At 66.7% G+C, this 17876-nt stretch carries 13 protein-coding genes; 11 read left to right on the forward strand and 2 right to left on the reverse strand.

Annotated elements, in window-relative coordinates; genetic code table 11:
• The 7 genes from CQ034_RS09025 (at position 1) to CQ034_RS09055 (ending at position 10374) form a co-directional block, all read left to right on the forward strand.
• On the forward strand, positions 1 to 6219 hold the full coding sequence (locus CQ034_RS09025; protein WP_105710769.1) for an RHS repeat domain-containing protein: 6219 nt from the start codon (positions 1 to 3) through the stop codon (positions 6217 to 6219).
• A 643-nt stretch (positions 6220 to 6862) separates the two neighbouring features.
• Positions 6863 to 7138, forward strand: coding sequence for a hypothetical protein (locus CQ034_RS09035; RefSeq protein WP_146114824.1), 276 nt, complete (start codon positions 6863 to 6865; stop codon positions 7136 to 7138).
• Positions 7139 to 7325: 187 nt separating this feature from the next.
• Positions 7326 to 7622 carry a hypothetical protein gene (locus CQ034_RS09040; protein WP_105710772.1) on the forward strand — a complete coding sequence of 99 codons (297 nt, stop codon included), beginning with the start codon at positions 7326 to 7328 and terminating at the stop codon, positions 7620 to 7622.
• A 60-nt stretch (positions 7623 to 7682) separates the two neighbouring features.
• Positions 7683 to 7916, forward strand: coding sequence for a hypothetical protein (locus CQ034_RS19425; protein ID WP_146114825.1), 234 nt, complete (start codon positions 7683 to 7685; stop codon positions 7914 to 7916).
• Between the two features lie 248 nt (positions 7917 to 8164).
• Positions 8165 to 8944, forward strand: coding sequence for a MerR family transcriptional regulator (locus tag CQ034_RS09045; protein ID WP_105710773.1), 780 nt, complete (start codon positions 8165 to 8167; stop codon positions 8942 to 8944).
• A 211-nt stretch (positions 8945 to 9155) separates the two neighbouring features.
• The gene (locus CQ034_RS09050; protein ID WP_181156262.1) at positions 9156 to 9530 is read left to right on the forward strand and encodes a hypothetical protein; all 375 of its coding nucleotides are present in this window, start codon (positions 9156 to 9158) and stop codon (positions 9528 to 9530) included.
• 4 nt (positions 9531 to 9534) lie between these two features.
• Positions 9535 to 10374, forward strand: a complete 840-nt coding sequence (locus CQ034_RS09055; protein WP_105710775.1) for a nitroreductase family protein — start codon at positions 9535 to 9537, stop codon at positions 10372 to 10374.
• Here CQ034_RS09055 and CQ034_RS09060 read toward each other — a convergent pair.
• Complete coding sequence (locus tag CQ034_RS09060; protein ID WP_105710776.1) at positions 10343 to 11869, reverse strand: FAD-dependent oxidoreductase; 1527 nt, start codon at positions 11867 to 11869, stop codon at positions 10343 to 10345. The genes CQ034_RS09055 and CQ034_RS09060 overlap by 32 nt on opposite strands.
• Positions 11870 to 11954: 85 nt before the next feature.
• Between CQ034_RS09060 and CQ034_RS09065 the strand changes: the two genes are divergently transcribed.
• The 4 genes from CQ034_RS09065 to CQ034_RS09080 all read left to right on the forward strand — a co-directional run bounded on the left by CQ034_RS09065 (position 11955) and on the right by CQ034_RS09080 (position 16569).
• Positions 11955 to 12329 carry a CrcB family protein gene (locus tag CQ034_RS09065; protein ID WP_258134154.1) on the forward strand — a complete coding sequence of 125 codons (375 nt, stop codon included), beginning with the start codon at positions 11955 to 11957 and terminating at the stop codon, positions 12327 to 12329.
• Complete coding sequence (locus tag CQ034_RS09070; protein WP_105710778.1) at positions 12326 to 12685, forward strand: CrcB family protein; 360 nt, start codon at positions 12326 to 12328, stop codon at positions 12683 to 12685. Before CQ034_RS09065 ends, CQ034_RS09070 begins: the two co-directional genes overlap by 4 nt.
• A gap of 67 nt (positions 12686 to 12752) precedes the next feature.
• Positions 12753 to 13340, forward strand: coding sequence for a TetR/AcrR family transcriptional regulator (locus tag CQ034_RS09075; RefSeq protein ID WP_105710779.1), 588 nt, complete (start codon positions 12753 to 12755; stop codon positions 13338 to 13340).
• Positions 13341 to 13356: 16 nt separating this feature from the next.
• Positions 13357 to 16569, forward strand: a complete 3213-nt coding sequence (locus CQ034_RS09080) for an efflux RND transporter permease subunit (RefSeq protein WP_105710780.1) — start codon at positions 13357 to 13359, stop codon at positions 16567 to 16569.
• 152 nt (positions 16570 to 16721) lie between these two features.
• Here the strand turns inward: CQ034_RS09080 and CQ034_RS09085 are convergent, their stop codons facing one another.
• Complete coding sequence (locus CQ034_RS09085) at positions 16722 to 17618, reverse strand: aldose 1-epimerase family protein (RefSeq protein ID WP_105710781.1); 897 nt, start codon at positions 17616 to 17618, stop codon at positions 16722 to 16724.
• Positions 17619 to 17876: the final 258 nt, after the last annotated feature.

Here is a 17876-nt window from a genome sequence, read left to right on the forward strand (position 1 = left end):
ATGAGCACTTCATACCTGCGACGCGGCGTGGTCGCCACGATCGCCACGGCCGCATTGGTCTTGGGGATGGTGATCGCGCCCACCGCGGCCGTCGCCGAAGAGAAGATCCCGACCGTCGAAAAGCCGGTCTACGACGACCCGATCCCAGGTAGGGCATTGGGTGCGAAGGGTGACAAGGGCAAGCCAGCGTCATCGGTGACGGCGCCCGCGCCCGCGCCCGAGGTCGTGGTGGAGGCGCCGTCGGGGGAGATCGAGCTCCCGACATCCGAGGTGGACGGTGTCGAGACGAAGGGCGCCAAGGGCAGTTCCGAGGCGACTGTGACGGGGGAGTGGCAAGAGGTCGGCGACTCGGGTGTGCAGGTCGCCGCGGCCGACGTCGATGCGGGTACCGATGCCGAGGAGCTGGTCGAGGCCGCGACAGTCGAGGCAGGAGTGCTGAGCTCCGAGGAGGCGACCCGGCTCGGCGCGGCACTCGCCGTCACCCTGGAACGTCCGACGGAAGGTGAAGGCGCCGCGCCCATCGCCGTCCGTGTGCCGGATGAGCTCCTCGCGGGGTCGTTCGGCGGTAACTACGCGGATCGTCTGACGTGGGTTCAGGTTCCCATCGTCGACGGCAGACCGAACGTCAAGAAGAGCACGCCGGTGGCCCAAGCATCCGCCGAGAAGTCAACGGTTCTGACCCCCGCGGTGTCCGACGCTCCCGTCATGCTTATGGCGGTCGCGGCGACGTCGACGACGAACGGAACCGGCTCGTACGCAGCGACGCCCCTCAAGGCGTCGTCGACGTGGGATGTCGCGGAGCAGACCGGCGCCTTCACGTGGAAGTACGACATGGGAGTTCCCAGCGCATCTGCTGGTCCGGCGCCGTCGGTGGGGCTGGCGTACAACTCTCAAGCGGTTGACGGTGCAACGGCATCGACGAACAATCAGCCTTCTGCCGTGGGCGAGGGGTGGGACCTGTCGGCGAGCGGGTTCATCGAGCGCAGTTACATTCCCTGTGCAAAGGATGACGGCGCGAGCGGTGCGGTGACGACGTCGGGAGACCTGTGCTGGCGCACCAACAACGCCACCGTGTCATTCGGAGGTCACTCCGGTTCGCTCATCAAGGACGATTCATCGGGCAAGTGGCGGCTGCCGAACGATGACGGCACCCGCTTCGAATACCTCACGGGCACCGCACAGGGGTGCGCGCCCAACGGCACGGCGTCGAGCGACTGTTGGAAGATGACCACGACCGACGGCACGCAGTATTTCTTCGGTCTGAATCGCCTGCCCGGATGGGTCACCGGAAAGGCTGTGACCAACTCGACGTGGACGGTGCCGGTGTTCGGTAATGACGTCGGCGAACCGTGCAAGGCCGCAACCTTCGCGGCATCTTCGTGCATGCAGGCGTGGCGTTGGAACCTCGACTACGTCGTCGATGTCCATGGCAATGCCGAGGCGTTCTATTACACGGCGGAGAACAACAAGTACCTCAAGAACAAGACCACCACCACGGCCTATCAGCGAGGTGGAGCCCTCGCCCGTATCGAGTACGGGTTGCGGTCGAACAACGTCTACGGCACGAACGCCGCCGGCTATCGAGTGCTCTTCTCGTACGACACCAAGGGGCGGTGCAGCGATGCCACGGGCGTCAAATGCACGACGGGGACGCTCGACAATGCGGTGAAACCCGCCAATCCGGCGGTGTACCCGGATGTGCCATGGGACCGCTTGTGCACGGCCGCGACATGCACGACGGCGCAGATCGCTCCCTCGTTCTTCACGAACGCTCGACTCGCGACGGTGCAGAGTCAGGTGCTCGTCGCGTCGGCCTACTCGAACGTCGACAAGTGGGCTCTGTCGCATTCATACCCCGCCCCCGGCGACGGGACCTCGCCCGCTTTGTGGATGACGCAGGTGCAGCGCACGGGCACGGCTGCTGGTCAGACGGCGATCGCCGAACCCGCCACGGTGTTCTCGGGAACGACGATGCAGAACCGAGTATGGGTGGTCGATGGTCTCGCACCGCTCGACAAGTGGCGACTCAGTTCGATCAAGACGAGTCTCGGCGGTGTGATCAGCGTCAACTACCAGGGACAGCAATGCACGGCGGCCCAGGCGCCGGGGATTCTCGGTGATCTGCCGAACAACATCCGATGGTGCTTCCCGGAGTGGTGGGTGCCCGACACGGCGATCCCGCTGGGCGGTCGGCAGGATCTGTTCCACAAGTACCCAGTGAAATCGATCGTTGTCGACGGCGTCACCGGTGGGCCGCTGTCCAAGGCTCAGCAGACCCAGTACATCTATGGCACGCCGCGTTGGCGTTACAACGATTCGCCGTTGACGATCGCGAACTCGCGGACCTGGAACGTCTTCGCGGGTGTCGACACCGTCGAGGTGCGCGAGGGTGATCCGGCTACCGTCGCGGCGCAGAAAGTCACGAAGTACACGTACTACCAGGGCATGAACGGCGACCGGGAGACCACCACGGGTGGAACGAAGACGGTGCAAGTCGCAGGTACGTCGATTCCCGATGACCGGTGGTTCGGCGGCCAGATGCACAGCCAGCAGACGCTCAAGGGCGTCGGAGGCGCCGTGGTGAGCACTGAGGTCAGCACGCCGTGGGCGTCGCCGGTGACGGCCACGTCCGGGACGCGGACGGCGCGATTGACGAACGTGCAGAAGACTGTGGTCACCGAGCCAGTCTCCACGGGCGGCAATCGCACGCTCGAGACGCGGACGACCTTCAACGACACCTACGGCTATCCCGTGACTGTTTCGACGATCCCGTCGGATGCGGCAGGCACATGCACGACGACGACGTACGCTGCGCCGAACACCACCGCATGGGTGATCGGACTCGCAAGTCAGGTGCGCACGGTCGCGAAGACGTGCGCTGACGCAAGCTCGGCGCAGTTCCCCGCGGATCTGGTCAGCGATGTGAAGACGACGTACGACGGTGGTGCGTGGGGCGCGGCAGCTACGCGGGGTCTCGCGACTTCGACACAGGTGGTGGACAAGTACGACAACGGACAGCCGCACTGGGCATCCGGCGGATCGCAGACCTACGATTCACTGGGACGCTCGCTCACCAACACGAATGCGCTCGGGCGCACCAGCAGCACCGCGTATACGCCGGCGGCTGCGCAACCGCTGCTGAGCACGGTCGAGAAGAACCCGGCACCCTTCCTCTGGTCGACGACGACGACGTTCGAGCCGACGACGGGAACGCCGGCGACGATCGTCGATCCCAACGGGGCGCTCACTTCGCTGACCGTCGATGCCCTCGGGCGTAACAGCAAGGTGTGGTTGCCGCTGAAGCCGAAGGCGGACAATCCGGACTCGCCGTCCCTGTCGTTTGCTTACACGCTGTCTCAGGCGGCACCGAACGCGATCAAGACGACGACGTTGACCGGCGGGGGTAATGTCACGGCCTTCGAGCTCTTCGACGGCCTCGGTCGTTCGGTGCAGACGCAATCGGCGGCGGTCGGTGGGGGCGCTGTCGTCAAGACGGCGAACTTCGACGATCAGGGGCGACCGTACTTCGTCGACAACCCCTATTGGACCGCGTCGATCTCGCCGGGTACCGCGTTCTTCACGCCTGACAGTGAGAACAACATCCCCTCCCAGGTGATCACGACCTACGACGCCGTCGGGCGCACGCTGAAGACCGTGTTGAACGGAGCAGGCACACTGCGCAACCAGACCGTCATGGCGTATCCCGGTGCGGATCGCGTCGACACCACACCGCCACAGGGCGGCACGGCGACGAGCGTGTTCACCAACTCGCTGGGACAGAAGAAGAAGCTCGTGCAGTACCTCAACGGATCGGTGACGGGCGCAGGCCAGCCGTGGACGTTCGCGTACGACGGTGCGGGACGCAACACCCAGATGGCCGATCCAGCCGGCAACGACTGGACGTGGACGTTCGACCTTCTCGGACGTCGTACCGCCCAGGATGATGCCGACTCCGGCGTATCGACGGCGACATATGATCTCGTCGGAAACATGACTTCGACGACCGATGCTCGCGGTAAGACGGTGACGACCACATACGACGAGCTCAATCGCAAGAAGGCCATGTACGCCGGTGATGCGCCAGGAGCGATTCTGTCGGAGTGGTCGTACGACTCCGTTTCGAAGGGGAGGGTCACGTCGTCGACGTCGTTTGTGGGGTCGACTGCCGGCACACCGGGAACTGCGTACAAGACGACGGTCGGATCGTACGACCTGGCGGGCAACCCGCTCACCACCACCGTGTCGATTCCTGCGGGCGCGCCTGCCTTCGCGGGCACCTCGTACTCCGTGTCGTCGTACTGGCACCCGGATTCCACTCCACTGGCGAAGTCCGTCCCCTCGATCGGAGGGTTGCCGGCGGAGCAGATCCGCTACGGCTACGACGCCTGGGGTCATCTGGGGAGCGTGCGAGGCGCATCATTGGTACTCGCGGGAACGGACTTCTCTCCCATCGGACAGCTTTCGCAGTTCAACCGCTACGACGGCACGAACAGCGGCTATTCGACCTACGGTTACGACAACGCCACGGGAGCCGTCCTGTCGATCAAAGACAATGCGGTCTACGGTAACCAGGGGCACTACGTCGCCGATCGAACGTTCACGCGCGATGCTGTGGGCAATGTCACCTCGTCGACGGTGGCGGCGACGCACCCGCAGGCGCAGACGCAGAAGACTTGCTATTCCTACGACGGCTTGCGTCAGCTGACTCGGGCGTGGACGCCGAACGCCGCGACGGCATGTACGGCTGCTCCATCCGCGGCGGCTATGGGAGGCCCGGCTCCGATATGGCTGGACTACGCCTACGACACGCTGACAGGCAATCGTACGAGTGTGACGTCTCGTTCATCCATGGGCACGGTATCGACTCGGGCGTACGAGTACCCGGCAGCCGGATCTGCGCGTCCGCATGCGGTGCAGCAGGTCACGGGTGCGGCGGGGCAGGGCACCGGGGCCTACGGGTACGACGAGTCCGGCAATCAGGTGTCTCGCCCGGGCCAGGAGCTGACGTTCAACACCGTGGGAAAGGTGTCGAAGGTGGTCGCCGGGTCGGAGGTGCAGTCGAACGTGTTCGATGCGGACGGGAATCTGTTGTTGCGGGTCTCGTCGACGGATGGCGCGACGTTGTTCCTCGGGGACACGACTCTGACGCAGGCTGCGGGGAGCAGTGTGGTGGCAGGTTTCCGCACGTACTCTGGTGCGGAGGGCAAGCCGGTGGCTCAGCGGTCGGCGAAGACCGGCACGGCCGGGAGCGTGTTGACCTGGTTGTTCACCAACCTGGAGGGGACGGTGGATGTGCAGACGACGGCGAATGGGTCATCGACGGTGCAGTCGTATCGTGACCCGTTCGGTGCGCCCATTGCGGACAGTGCGCAGGCATGGGCTGATGGTGCCGGGTACATGAACAAGCAGGTCGCCAAGGCCACGGCGCTGACCAACGTGGGGGCGCGGACGTATGACCCGGCGTTGGGGAAGTTCGTCTCTGTGGACCCGGTGATCGACACCAACCTGCCTCAGCAGAACACGGGCTACGCGTACTCGGGTAACAACCCGACGACGTACATGGACCCGAGTGGACTTCGGTTGACGATCGGATGCGAGCCGTACTGCGGCAAGGGGGCCGCGACGATCGCGCAGAAGCTGACGCCTAAAGCGAGATACGTGTATAGCCCAACGCCGGAGCAGCGAGCGGAATACACCGAACGCAACAGGTTGTATAATCAGCGTCAAGCATGGGGTGACAAGATATTTAGTGGTGCCCCTCAGGCGGCGATCGAGCGTCACGGAATCTTCAACACGTACAACCAGCATCTCTTCAATCTCTACACCGGGAAACTGGGAGCGACTCCACCGGTTCTTCGGCCGGGACCGAAAGGCCCGCCTTGGCGGCCGCTAATTGAGGTCACTGCGCCTGTGGATGGTACGGTCGATTTCACAGGCTCTGTGTGTGCCGGTGTATGTGCGAATCTGTCTCTGAGCAACGACCTCTCTGGGAGCTTTAGCCTTGGGTGGGGCCCCAAGGCGGGAATATCCGGCGCAGTCGGCGCTTCGACAGAAACGAATCCCGGAGCCTTTATGGGAGGGTCGTGCACGGCCGTGGTGGGACCAGTGGGTGGCTATATCCAGGGCGGAGCCCAGGAAACCGGGCCTGCGTACATTGGTGGCGGGTTGGCTATAGGGGCGAGCGCAGGTTGCAGTTTCGACGTTGGATGGGCGTGGTGAAATGGGTGTAATCGACGACGGGACTATTGTTCCGAATCTGATCTTCGGGTCCGTGGCATTCGCTAGCGGACTGCTTATCATCATCTTTCGCAGAAGGGTGAACAATTGGGTGTTCCGTTCGCAAAAGATTGTCCTGGGTGAACGTGTGGCGCGCGCCTCTGCGGGTCGACAATCGCCCTGGATGATGGGCGTCGTGGGTATTTTCTTCGCCTTAATGGGCGCTTTCATGGTGTCGGGAGGCGTCGCAGCACTAGTGCAAGTGTAGGAAACCGTGGATGGCCGAGAACCGCTCGCCGATGATTGGGCGCGTCCGGGCACCGCCCCGACGAGGTTGCTGTCGCGGCCATCTTCTCCATAGGGCTTGGCATCTTCGTGCTGTGGGACGTGTTCACGAACGGAGTGCGCACGAACTGATTCGGCCTGGCCTTCGTTCTGTTCTTCAAGGAAGGATGGAGCGCGATGAACAGGGAGCATTCGCCGGAGACGCGTGAGCGGGCTTCGCGGATGCTCGCAGAAGCTCGGCTGTCCGACCCGGCTCGGGTGTACATGGAGGGGGGATCCAGCAAGATGGACCTTTGGAGTATGGCGGCGCGGGATTCGCTGCAGGTGGTCGTACGGGTTGCTTCACTGACGTAGGAATTGGGTGGCAGGCATGGTGTCCATCGATGTGATTGTCCCCAACCTGATCGTGGGGATACTCGTGATCTGCATGGGGTCTCTCGTGGTGTGGCGTCGCAAGACGCTCAACGAGTTTATTTACGATTCTCAGAAGAAATTGCTCGGTCCACGTATCGCGCGCGCTTCGGCTGGGCGTCAGACGCCATTCATGATGGGCGTCGTGGGAGGTTTCATAGTCATCCTCGGGATTGCCATGGTGACGGTAGGGATCGTCGGAATCGTTCAGAGGCTTAGTCCGTAGCCAAGGTGCGGACTTCCGTCTTGTGATTTCGAACCTGTTCTGCGTCCTCGACAACTAGAACGATCGGTGATCACGAGACGGCAGCCTGAGTAGACGATGATGGCTCCACGACTACCGCTGCACGGAGAGCTCGCGGGACGCTATGGAGCGACACGACGATGCAGTTGTCTTCCGCAGGAGGACAGCGATGAAGATCGTTGCCGGCATCTCCGGAATGCTGCTGCTGATCGTCCGCGGATTCGTTCTCTGGTTCCTGATTCCGTTCTCAACCGTGGCGTGGCTGCTCATCCACTCGTGGGCTCAGAAAGCAACGCTGGGTCAGGCGATCTGCTGGTACGACTGGAACTTCATTGCGTTTCTGCTTCTGATGCCTTTTCGGCCCGCTCTTCGTTACAGCACGGGTGAAGAGAAGATCCGGTTCTTGCGCATCTCAGAGATGCGAGTAATGCCGACGTACAAGATTGCACTGTCACAGCTGGACTAGGCCCTTGCGGCAGCGGTGGCTCCGCTATCTTGAACGGGAGCTTCCAGGGAGGTGGCGCTGATGCCGAATCAAGCGATTGTCGCCATCGTTGTCGTCATCCTAGGACTCGTTGCTATCGCACTACATCGAGTAATTCCTGCGATGATCCACGGCGCACTGAAGATGTTCTTTGGAGAGCCGGTGGCCGATGACGCCGTACGAGGGCCTTCGGCGAAAGTCCATGTCCTCGTTGTCGGCGTGATCATCGTGGCTTTCGGCGGATTCATGTTCGTGTCTGGCGTATCTCAGGGTTGAGCGCCAGTTGCAGCTTCGACCTTGGATGGTTTGACGGTCAGCGTTCCATGCACCACCGTCGCCGCTCCGAGTGCACGGGAAGCTGTCGAATGCACGGCTTGCCGGCGTAGACAGTCCGTGCATTCGTCGGTAAGCCGTGCACTCGAGAAGGAGTAGCGAGGGGCGGGAGCGCGAGGGCGCGAACTCCCGCTTGACCTTGACGCGACGTCAACTTCTAGAGTCGAGATATCGAACAGGAAGAAGGCGACATGGAACGGGACGACTGGTCCATCCAGGAGATCGCGCGGCTGGCGGGAACCACGAGTCGCACGCTGCGGCACTACGACGACATCGGACTGCTGCCGCCTTCGCGCATCGCGAGCAACGGCTACCGGCACTACGACGGACAGGCGCTCGTGCGCTTGCAGCGCATCCTCCTGCTGCGAGAGCTCGGACTCGGGCTGCCGCAGATCGCGGAGGTGCTCGAACGCGAGCGCGGCGAAGCACCCGCCCTCGAGACCCATCTCGCGCTGCTGCGCGAGGAGCAAGCCCGGCTGGCGCGGCAGATCGCGTCGGTCGAATCGACCATCACAGCATTGAGAGGAGGTGAGAACCTCATGGCAGAGAACATGTTCGACGGCTTCGACCACACCCAGTACAAGGAGGAGGTCGAGGATCGTTGGGGCAAGAAGGCCTACGCCGACAGCGACCGCTGGTGGCGGGGGATGACGGATGCCGAGCGCGCCGACTGGCAGCAGCGCGTGTCCGACCTCGGACGCGACTGGATCGCCGCGGCGGAAAGCGGCATCGACCCGGCATCCGCCGAGGCTCAGGACGTCGCGCGACGCCACGTGGAGTGGCTCACGGGCATCCCGGGTACGCCCGCGGCCGTCCCCGGCGGCGACGTCAAGGCGTACGTGATCGGGCTCGGCGAGATGTACGTCGCGGATCCGCGCTTCGGCGCGAATTACGCGACGTCGTCCGGCGGCACCCACGGCGCGGAGTTCGTCCGCGACGCGCTCCGCATCTATGCGGAGGCGAACCTCTAGCGAGTGGGGGCGTTTCGTCTCGTCGCTGCGCTCCTCGCTCAACGACCGGGTGGGGGGCGTTCGCGCTCCTCGCTCAACGGCCGCGACGACTGCGGTCGTTGAGCGAGCGGAGCGAGACGAAACGCCCCTCCCGGCGTATCCGGGCCTAGCGAACGGCGGGTCGGGGTGCAAGGGGGAGCCCCTGGCGCGGGGGCGGGCGTAGGGTCGTGCCATGAGTCGGCGGCACAAGGACAGGGACGCATCGCCGATGTTCCTCGTCGCGACCACCGCCTACACCGCGAACTGTGCACTCGGCGCCTCGGTCGCCGCCCGGCTCATCGACACCAGCCGCTTCCGCTGGCTGCATCATGCGCTCTACATCGCCACCTGCGCCACCGTCGCCGCGGCTGTCGCGGTCGGCTGGTCCCGCGGCCCCCGCACCTCCGGTCGCCGAGCCGCCCTCGCACTGCTCCCCGCGGCGGGCCCCCTCGCCGCGATCCCGTACCTCGGCAGCCACGGCCGCCGGCATCCACTCGTCGCGCTCGCCGCGGCCCCCTTCATCGTCGCGGGACTCGTCGTCTCGCTCCGCCCCGCCGACCGGAAGTGACCGCATGGAACTGCTCGACGCCATCCGCCGCCGCAAGACCACGAACGGGCCGTTCCTGCCCGACCCGGTGTCGGAGGAGCATCAGCGCATCCTCCTCGAAGCCGCGGGCCGCGCGCCCTCGCAGTTGAACAGCCAGCCGTGGCGGTTCGTCGTGATCGAGAGCCGCGACACCATCGAGCAGATCGCCCGCATCTCGGGCGAGAGCATGACCGAGGCGATGTCGAACGGCACGTTCTTCGAGCGCTACAAGCCGTACTTCCGCTTCAGCCAGGCCGAGATGGAAGAGAAGCGCAGCGGGATGCTGTTCGACAAGCTGCCCGCCGCCCTCCGCCCGTTCACGAGCCAGGTGTTCACCAAGCGCGGCCAGACGCTCATGAACACGTTCGGGGTGCCCAAGACCCTCGGCTCCGAGAACCGCAAGCTCGTCGCGGGGTCACCGCTGCTGATCGGCGTCATGCTCGATCGCAGCGAGTACCGGCCGGGGCAGCTGTCGTCGTTCTACTCGGTGTTCAGCATGGGCGCGGCGATGGAGAACATCTGGCTCACGACGGTCGAGCTCGGCATGGGCATCCAGTTCATCTCCTTCCCGATGGAAGTTCCGGGGCGTTGGGACGAGATCGTCGAGCTGCTGCGGGTGCCCGACGACCTCGAGCTCATGGCCGTCTACCGGCTGGGCTACCTGCCGCCCGAGCAGCGCCGACCCGCGATCGACTGGTCGAGCAGCCAGCGCAAGCTCGTGTCGCAGTACGTGTTCCGCGAGAACGGAGACACGCCGCAGGAGGGGTGGGACGACGGCCCGACGACCGGCCCGGTCACTCCCGGCCCGAGCGTGGCAGGCGACTGAGGTCCTTCACCGCCGGACCCTCGATGCGGGTGCCGTCCGCCGCGAACCGCGAGGCGTGCAGCGGGCAGTCCCACGTGCACTCGGCATCGTTCCACTCGAGCACGCCGCCCATGTGCGTGCACACCGCGCCGACCGCGCGCGTCACGCCGTGGACCGTCGAGACGCCGACCGGACGACCGCCCCGGTTCGCCACCACACCCTCGCCCTCGGCAGGCTTCGCGACGGGGACCGAGCGGCTCTCGGCATCCGCCCATCCGCCGGCGAGCGCGGCCGCGACCTTCCCACCCTCGACGGCTCCGCGCCCGAGGTCGGCGGGCATGGTCATACGCGTGCCGATGGTCGTCATCCAGGTCGGCCGGTCACGCCACGGCGTGCCGAGGATCTCGGCGGTCAGACGCTGTGCGGCAGCCGGGGCGTTCGACAGCCCCCACTTGGCGTAGCCCGTCGCGAACCGGATGCGGCCGAGACCGCGGGGCATCGCACCGACGAACGGGATCAGGTTGTGCGACTCGTAGTCCTGCGCCGACCACCGATGCGTCTCCTCGGCGCCGGGGAAGTGCAGCTGCGTCCAGGCGACGAGGTCGTCGACCTCGGCCTTCTCGCTGTCGGACCTGCCGACCGGGTGGCCGTTGCCTCCGACGACGAGCTGAGCCTCGCCCCCGGGCCCGTCGGCCGCGCTCACCGGACGGACCGAGCGGGTCGGGCCGTCGACCGAGAGGAACATCCCCGCGGGCACATCGCCCGGCACCCGGAACGATACGCAGTACGACCGCAGCCCGTGCGTCTTGGCGAAGTACAGCCCGCGGTCGGTGATCGGGGTGCCGGTCGCGAGCACGATGTGGTCGGCGAAGATGGGCCCCGCCGTGGTGTCGACGCGACCGGGCAGCGCGCGGGTGCCGGTGGCGCGGACGCCGATGTGCAGCGTGCCGCCCGCACTCAGCAGCTCGTGGGCGAGCGCGACCGTCACGGCGACCGGGTCGATCGCGATCTGATCGTCGAGGGCCACGGCGGCGGCCACCGGGAACGGCGTCGACGGCACCGTCGTGGCCGTGAGCAACCGTGTCGGCAGCCCGGCCTCGCGGGCAGCGTCGTGCTGGTCGCGCACGTCTCCTGCGCCGTCGGGCCCCTGCGCGTAGGAATGGTCGGTGTGGCGGGTGAACGGCACGTCCGCGCTCTCGGCGAAGGCGGTCAGCCACTCCATCCCCGACCTGTTGGCGTCGACGTACGCGCGCACGAGCGACGCCGGGTGGTGGCGCCGGATCGCCGCGAGCCGTGACCCCTGCAGGAGCGACAGCTTGCCGGTGTTCGCGCCGGTCGCGAGCTCGGCGATGCCACCCGCGTCGATCACGGCCACATCGAGCCCGGCCCGGGTGAGCATGACGGCCGTCGTGAGGCCGGTGATGCCGGCGCCGACGACCACGACGTCGTGTCGCACACCCTCCTCGAAGGGCGATCCGGTCGGCAGCGACTTCTCGAGCTTCCACAGAGGGGTCATGCGCACAGTCAACGGCGTGCGGTGCCCGGCATCCACGCCCTTGACATCGCCGCGGCGCACTGTCACGCGCGACTACAGTGGCGACGTGACCCTCCGCCGCATCCTCCTCGTCGCCGCCGGCGGCACAGTGGGCACGGCGGCACGGCTCGGCCTGGGGCTCGCTCTCCCGGACGCCGGCGGTGTACCCGTCGCGGTGCTCGTCGCGAACGTGGTCGGTGCCCTGCTGATCGGTGTGCTGGCCGCGCGGATTCCCGCATCCACGGATCTGCGACTGCTGCTCGGCACCGGGGTGCTGGGCGGCTTCACGACGTACAGCGCGTTCATGACGGGGAGCGTGCAGCTGTGGGCGGATGCTCCCGTGCTCGCGTTCGCCTATGCCGCGGGGAGTCTCGTGCTCGGACTCGGCGCGGCAGCTCTCGGGCTGCGCATCGCCCGCCCGCGCGCCGGAGCGGCATCGTGAGCCCGCTGCTGTTCGTCGGCGCTGCGCTCGCCGGGGGAGTCGGCGCGGTGCTGCGATACCTCGTCGACCTCGGCGTCGCACGGCTGGCCGGTCGGCGGTTCCCGTGGGGGATCCTGCTGGTGAACCTCTCCGGATCCTTCGCGCTGGGCATCGTCACGACCGCACTGCCGGATGCCGCGTTCCTCCTCGGTGCCGGCCTGCTCGGCGGCTATACGACCTTCAGCACCGCGATGCTCGACACGGTCGCCCTGTGGCGCGACGGCGAGCGCCCGGCATCCGTCTTCAATGCCGTCGGGATGCTGCTGCTCGGCCTGCTCGCCGCGGGTCTCGGGCTGGCCGTCGGCTCGTTGTTCTGACCGCTCCCAGCGTCCTCACAATCCGGAAATGTACAAACGTACATGTACGGATGTCCAGGGGGTTCGGATGGGTGATGGGTCGCGTCGTCGACGTGACCCTGAAGCGCGCCGTCGCGAGATCGTGACCGCGGCCGCCGAGCTCATCGTCGAAGTGGGCGCCGAGGCCGTCACCCATCGCAAGGTCGCCGCCCGCGCGGGCGTTCCCCTCGGCGCGACCACCCAGTACTTCGACACCCTCGATGACCTCCGCTCGGCCGCCTTCCGCGCGCTCGCCGACGAGGTCGATGCGCGCCTCGACGGCGTCCGGCAGACGATCGCCGACCGCGGGGACAGCCCCGCCGTGATCGCCGCGCTCGTGTTCGAGAGCCTCGACGACCACCACGCCGTGCAGGCCGACCGCGCCGTGGTCACCGCGGCCGTGCACGACCCCCGGCTGCGCGAGCTCGCACGTCATCTCTCCGACCGGCTCGTAGAACTTCTCGAGCCGACCTATGGCGAAGACCGCGCCCGAGCGGCGATGATCTTCATCGACGGCGTCATGTGGAGCATGCAGATCCGCGACGCCCATCTCGAACAGTCCTTCATCGAGACCGCACTGGCGCGGATCCTCGGAGATTCCGTCTCCACTCCCTCCGCAGCGACAGCCACACCCTGACACCGAGGAAACCGCCTTGTCGAAACTCGCCATCCTGAGCCTCAAGAACCGCGCGCTCATCGCCCTGATCACCATCGTCGCGGCGGTGTTCGGCGGGCTCGCGCTCACCAACCTCAAGCAGGAGCTGATCCCTTCGCTCGAGCTGCCGGCGCTCGTCGTGATGACGACGTACCCCGGTGCCTCGCCGGAGGTGGTCGAGAACGACGTGTCGACGCCGATCGAGTCGGCGATCCAGGGCGTGCCGGGGTTGGAGTCGACCACGGCCACCAGCACCACGAACGCCTCGATCGTGCAGGCGATGTTCGCCTACGGCACCAACCTCGCCACCGCCGAGCAGAAGATCCAGCAGGCGATCAACCGCGTCTCCTCGCAGCTGCCGGAAGACGTGGCCCCGCAGGTGCTGTCTGTCTCCATCGACGACTTCCCGGTGATCCAGGTGGCCGTCACCGGATTCGAGGATGCCGACAACGCGCAGGCCGAGCTCGAATCCGTCGCGATCCCCGAGCTGGAAGACGTCGATGGCGTGAACGCCGCCGAGATCGTCGGCGGTGTCGGGCAGCGCATCAGCATCACGCCCGACCCCGCCAAGCTCGCCGCCGAAGGCCAGAGCACGCAGGCGATCAGCAATGCGCTGCAGCAGAACGGCACGCTCTTCCCCGGCGGGGACATCACCGAGAACGGTCAGACGCTCACGGTGCAGACCGGAGCGAAGATCACCTCGGTCGAAGAGATCGCGGCACTCCCGCTCGTCGGTACCACCTCGACCATCGGTGATGTCGCCACGGTCGTGCAGGAGTCCGACCCGGTCACCTCGATCTCGCGCGTCGACGGCAAGGACGCGCTCTCGATCTCGATCACCAAGCTCCCCGCCGCGAACACCGTGGAGGTGTCGAACGGCGTGATCGCCGCGCTCGACACGATCAGCGACGCCTTCCCCGACGCCGATTTCACGATCATCTTCGACCAGGCGCCGTTCATCGTGCAGTCGATCGAGACGCTGGCGACCGAGGGCCTGCTCGGCCTGGTGTTCGCGGTGATCGTGATCCTCGTGTTCCTGATGTCGATCCGCTCCACGCTCGTCACCGCCATCTCGATCCCGACCAGCGTGCTCATCACCTTCATCGGGCTGCAGGCGTTCGGCTACTCGCTCAACGTGCTGACCCTCGGTGCGCTCACGATCGCGATCGGCCGCGTGGTCGACGACTCCATCGTGGTGATCGAGAACATCAAACGTCACTACGTCGGCGATGCCGACAAGGGTGATGCGATCCGCCTCGCCGTGCGCGAGGTCGCCATGGCGATCACGGCATCCACGATCACGACAGTCGCGGTGTTCCTGCCGATCGTCTTCGTCGGCGACATGGTCGGCGAGCTGTTCCGACCGTTCGCCATGACCGTGACCATCGCCATGGTCGCCTCGCTCCTGGTCGCCCTCACCATCGTCCCGGTGCTCGCGTACTGGTTCCTGAAGCCGGGCAAGGAGCTCGTCGACGAGCATGGCAACGTCATCGACCCGGAGCACCCGGATGCTCCGCCCACGCAGCTGCAGCGCGTCTACCGGCCGATCCTCGGCTGGACTCTGAAGCACTCCGGTGTCACGGTGATCCTCGCCGTCGTGGTGCTCGGCGCCACGCTCGCCGCCGCACCGCTCATGAAGATCAACTTCCTGAGCGACTCCGGCCAGAACACCATGACCGTCACGCAGGACCTCGGCCCGACCGCGAGCCTGCAGGCGAAGTCGGATGCCGCGGTCGAGGTCGAGGACGCACTCCTCGGCATCGACGGCATCGAGCACGTGCAGGCCTCGATCGGCACCAGCGGCTCGGCCCTCAGCGACGCGTTCTCGGGCGGAGCGGGTGTCACCTACTCGGTGCTCACCGACGGCGACGCCGACCAGGAGAAGCTGCGCGCCGACGTGCAGGACGCGATCGACGGACTCGGCGACGACGTGGGCGAGGTGTCGGTCGCGGCATCCGCCGGCTTCGGCTCGAGCGACATCGAGATCACGGTCACGGCATCCAACGCCGACGACCTGCAGACCGCGACCACCTCGGTCGTCGAGGAGCTCGACGGACGCGACGGCGTCGGCCAGGTGACCGACAACCTCGCCGCCTCGCTGCCGTACATCGCCGTGGTCGTCGACCGGGATGCAGCCGCCCAGCGCGGTCTCTCCGAGGTCGCGGTCGGCTCGATCGTCTCGAACACCATGCGTCCGCAGCAGGCCGGATCGGTCGAGATCGACGACACCGCGCTGACCATCTACATCGTCACGCCGGAGCCGCCGACCACTGTCCAGGCCCTCAAGGAGCTCGCGATCCCGACCCCGCTCGGCGTCGTGCAGCTGCAGGACATCGCGACGGTCGAGCAGCGCAACGGCCCCACCTCGATCACGACCGAGCAGGGGCGCCGGACATCGACGGTCACCGTGCCGCCGGCATCCGACAACCTCGCCACCGCCACGCAGTCGGTGACCGAGGCGCTCGCCGCGGCCGACCTGCCCGACGGAGCCTCCGCCGAGGTCGGCGGTGTCGCCTCGCAGCAGGCCGACTCGTTCTCGCAGCTCGGACTCGCGATGCTCGCGGCGATCCTGATCGTCTACGTGGTGATGGTCGCGGTGTTCAAGTCGCTGCGCCAGCCGCTGCTGCTGCTCGTCTCGGTGCCGTTCGCGGCGACCGGCGCGATCCTGCTGCAGATCGTCACGGGTGTGCCGCTCGGTGTCGCCTCGCTGATCGGTGTGCTGATGCTCATCGGCATCGTGGTGACGAACGCGATCGTGCTCGTCGACCTCGTGAACCAGTACCGGGAGAAGGGTCTGTCGACCATCGAGGCGGTGAAGGCCGGTGGCGAGAAGCGTCTGCGGCCGATCCTCATGACCGCACTCGCCACGATCCTCGCGCTGACGCCGATGGCTCTCGGCATCACCGGTCACGGCGGGTTCATCTCGCAGCCGCTGGCGATCGTCGTGATCGGCGGCCTGCTCTCCTCGACCGTGCTGACGCTGATCGTGCTGCCCACCCTCTACAACCTCGTCGAGGGTGCCAGGGAGCGGCGGGCCGCACGGAAGGCCGGAGGATCGGATGCCGGCGGAGCGCCGAAGCCGGATGCTCCCGTCGACCCCGACACGTCCGGTGCCGCGGTGGCTCCGGCCGGATCGGTGCTGATCGACGCGTCCGGCCTGCCGCACGCGCCGCAGCTCACGCGGCGCGAGCTGCGCGACCGCGGGGAGTAGTTCCCGTCCGGCGGGCGTGCGGTCTCGCCCGCCAGCTGTTCACAACTCCGCAGAAAGGCCCCGGATCCGCATCCACATGCGCGATCCGGGGCCTTTCGGCTCGGTTATTGAGGAGTTGTGAACGGCCCGACCCTGCGACGAGTCGGAACAGATCAGCCGAGGGCGATGCCCCAGTGCAGGGTCCAGGTCTCGCCGGGCGCGAGACGACGGATGCCGAGGCCGCTGTTCAGCGCATCGGCGGGCGCGGTCATCGGCTCGATCGCGACCGCGAGGCTCTGCCCCGGGTAGGCGGGCGTCGTGTACACCTGCACGTAGTCGAAGCCCTCGCCCTGCCACAGGGTCACGCGGCGGCCGTCGGGTGCCGTGAGCGAGTGCCGCACTCGGCCGTCGGCGTCGCGAGCGAGGTCGGTGAACCCGGTGTCGAGGGTGACGTCGCCCAGCCGCGCCCCGTCGCGCAGGGTGGCTTCGGCGGGACGGGTGCCGGTGGGGAGCATCCGCTCGTCGGTCGTGAACGCCGTCTCCGCGGGGACACGCAGCACCAGGTCATGCGGGTCGACGTCGCCGATCGTCACGAAGGGATGCGTGCCGAGGGCGACCGGTGCGGGCGTCGCCGAGCGGTTGGTGAGCGTGTGCGTGACCTCGATGCCGTCGGGCGTGAGCGTGTAGGTCACGGCGGTCTCGATCAGGTACGGGTAGCCGGTCTGGGGCACGATCGTCGCCCGCAGCACGGCTTCGGCGTCGGTGTGCGACACCTCGTACGCCGTGAAGCGCAGCAGGCCGTGACTCGCATTGTTCAGCTTCGGCTCGGTGATCGCGAGCAGGCGCGGGGTTCCGTCGTCATCCCACCGACCGTCGCGCACGCGGTTCGGCCACGGGGCGAGGACCACGCCGGAACAGGCGGGCGTCGGCTGATCGAGCGGGTATGGAGGGACGAGGTCGACGCCGCCGAGGCGCAGCGACCGCAGAGACGCGCCGACCTGCGCGATCTGGGCGGTCGCATCGCCGAGTCGGAGGATGATCTGGGCGCCGGTGGGGGATGCGGAAGTCACTTCGACATCGTACGGCCACCCCCGCGTCGGCACTCTCTCAGGCGCGTCGGCTACACTTGTGCGGTCGGCTTCGGACACCCGCGCGTTGGCGCGGACGTTTTATGTGTGTGAAGTGTGAGTCCAGGGGCCGATGGTGAGCGTCGCTCGACGCTAATCAACCATCACATGAATGGCCCCGGCCGCTGACAGTCCGGAACCCCGCTGGTCGCATCCGACCACGCGCAGGGTGCTCGCGCGTGTGCGCGGCGCTGTTCTCGT

Origin of the sequence: Microbacterium sp. MYb45 (assembly GCF_002979655.1) — a bacterium.
Taxonomy (GTDB): Bacteria; Actinomycetota; Actinomycetes; order Actinomycetales; family Microbacteriaceae; genus Microbacterium.

Bases quoted from the DNA above. Each gene is read 5' to 3' on its own strand.
- CQ034_RS09045 (WP_105710773.1), top strand. From the start codon at position 8,165: ATGGAACGGGACGACTGGTCCATCCAGGAGATCGCGCGGCTGGCGGGA.
- CQ034_RS09075 (WP_105710779.1), top strand. From the start codon at position 12,753: ATGGGTGATGGGTCGCGTCGTCGACGTGACCCTGAAGCGCGCCGTCGC.
- CQ034_RS09060 (WP_105710776.1), bottom strand. From the start codon at position 11,869: ATGACCCCTCTGTGGAAGCTCGAGAAGTCGCTGCCGACCGGATCGCCC.
- CQ034_RS09040 (WP_105710772.1), top strand. From the start codon at position 7,326: ATGAAGATCGTTGCCGGCATCTCCGGAATGCTGCTGCTGATCGTCCGC.
- CQ034_RS09055 (WP_105710775.1), top strand. From the start codon at position 9,535: ATGGAACTGCTCGACGCCATCCGCCGCCGCAAGACCACGAACGGGCCG.
- CQ034_RS09025 (WP_105710769.1), top strand. From the start codon at position 1: ATGAGCACTTCATACCTGCGACGCGGCGTGGTCGCCACGATCGCCACG.
- CQ034_RS09050 (WP_181156262.1), top strand. From the start codon at position 9,156: ATGAGTCGGCGGCACAAGGACAGGGACGCATCGCCGATGTTCCTCGTC.
- CQ034_RS19425 (WP_146114825.1), top strand. From the start codon at position 7,683: ATGCCGAATCAAGCGATTGTCGCCATCGTTGTCGTCATCCTAGGACTC.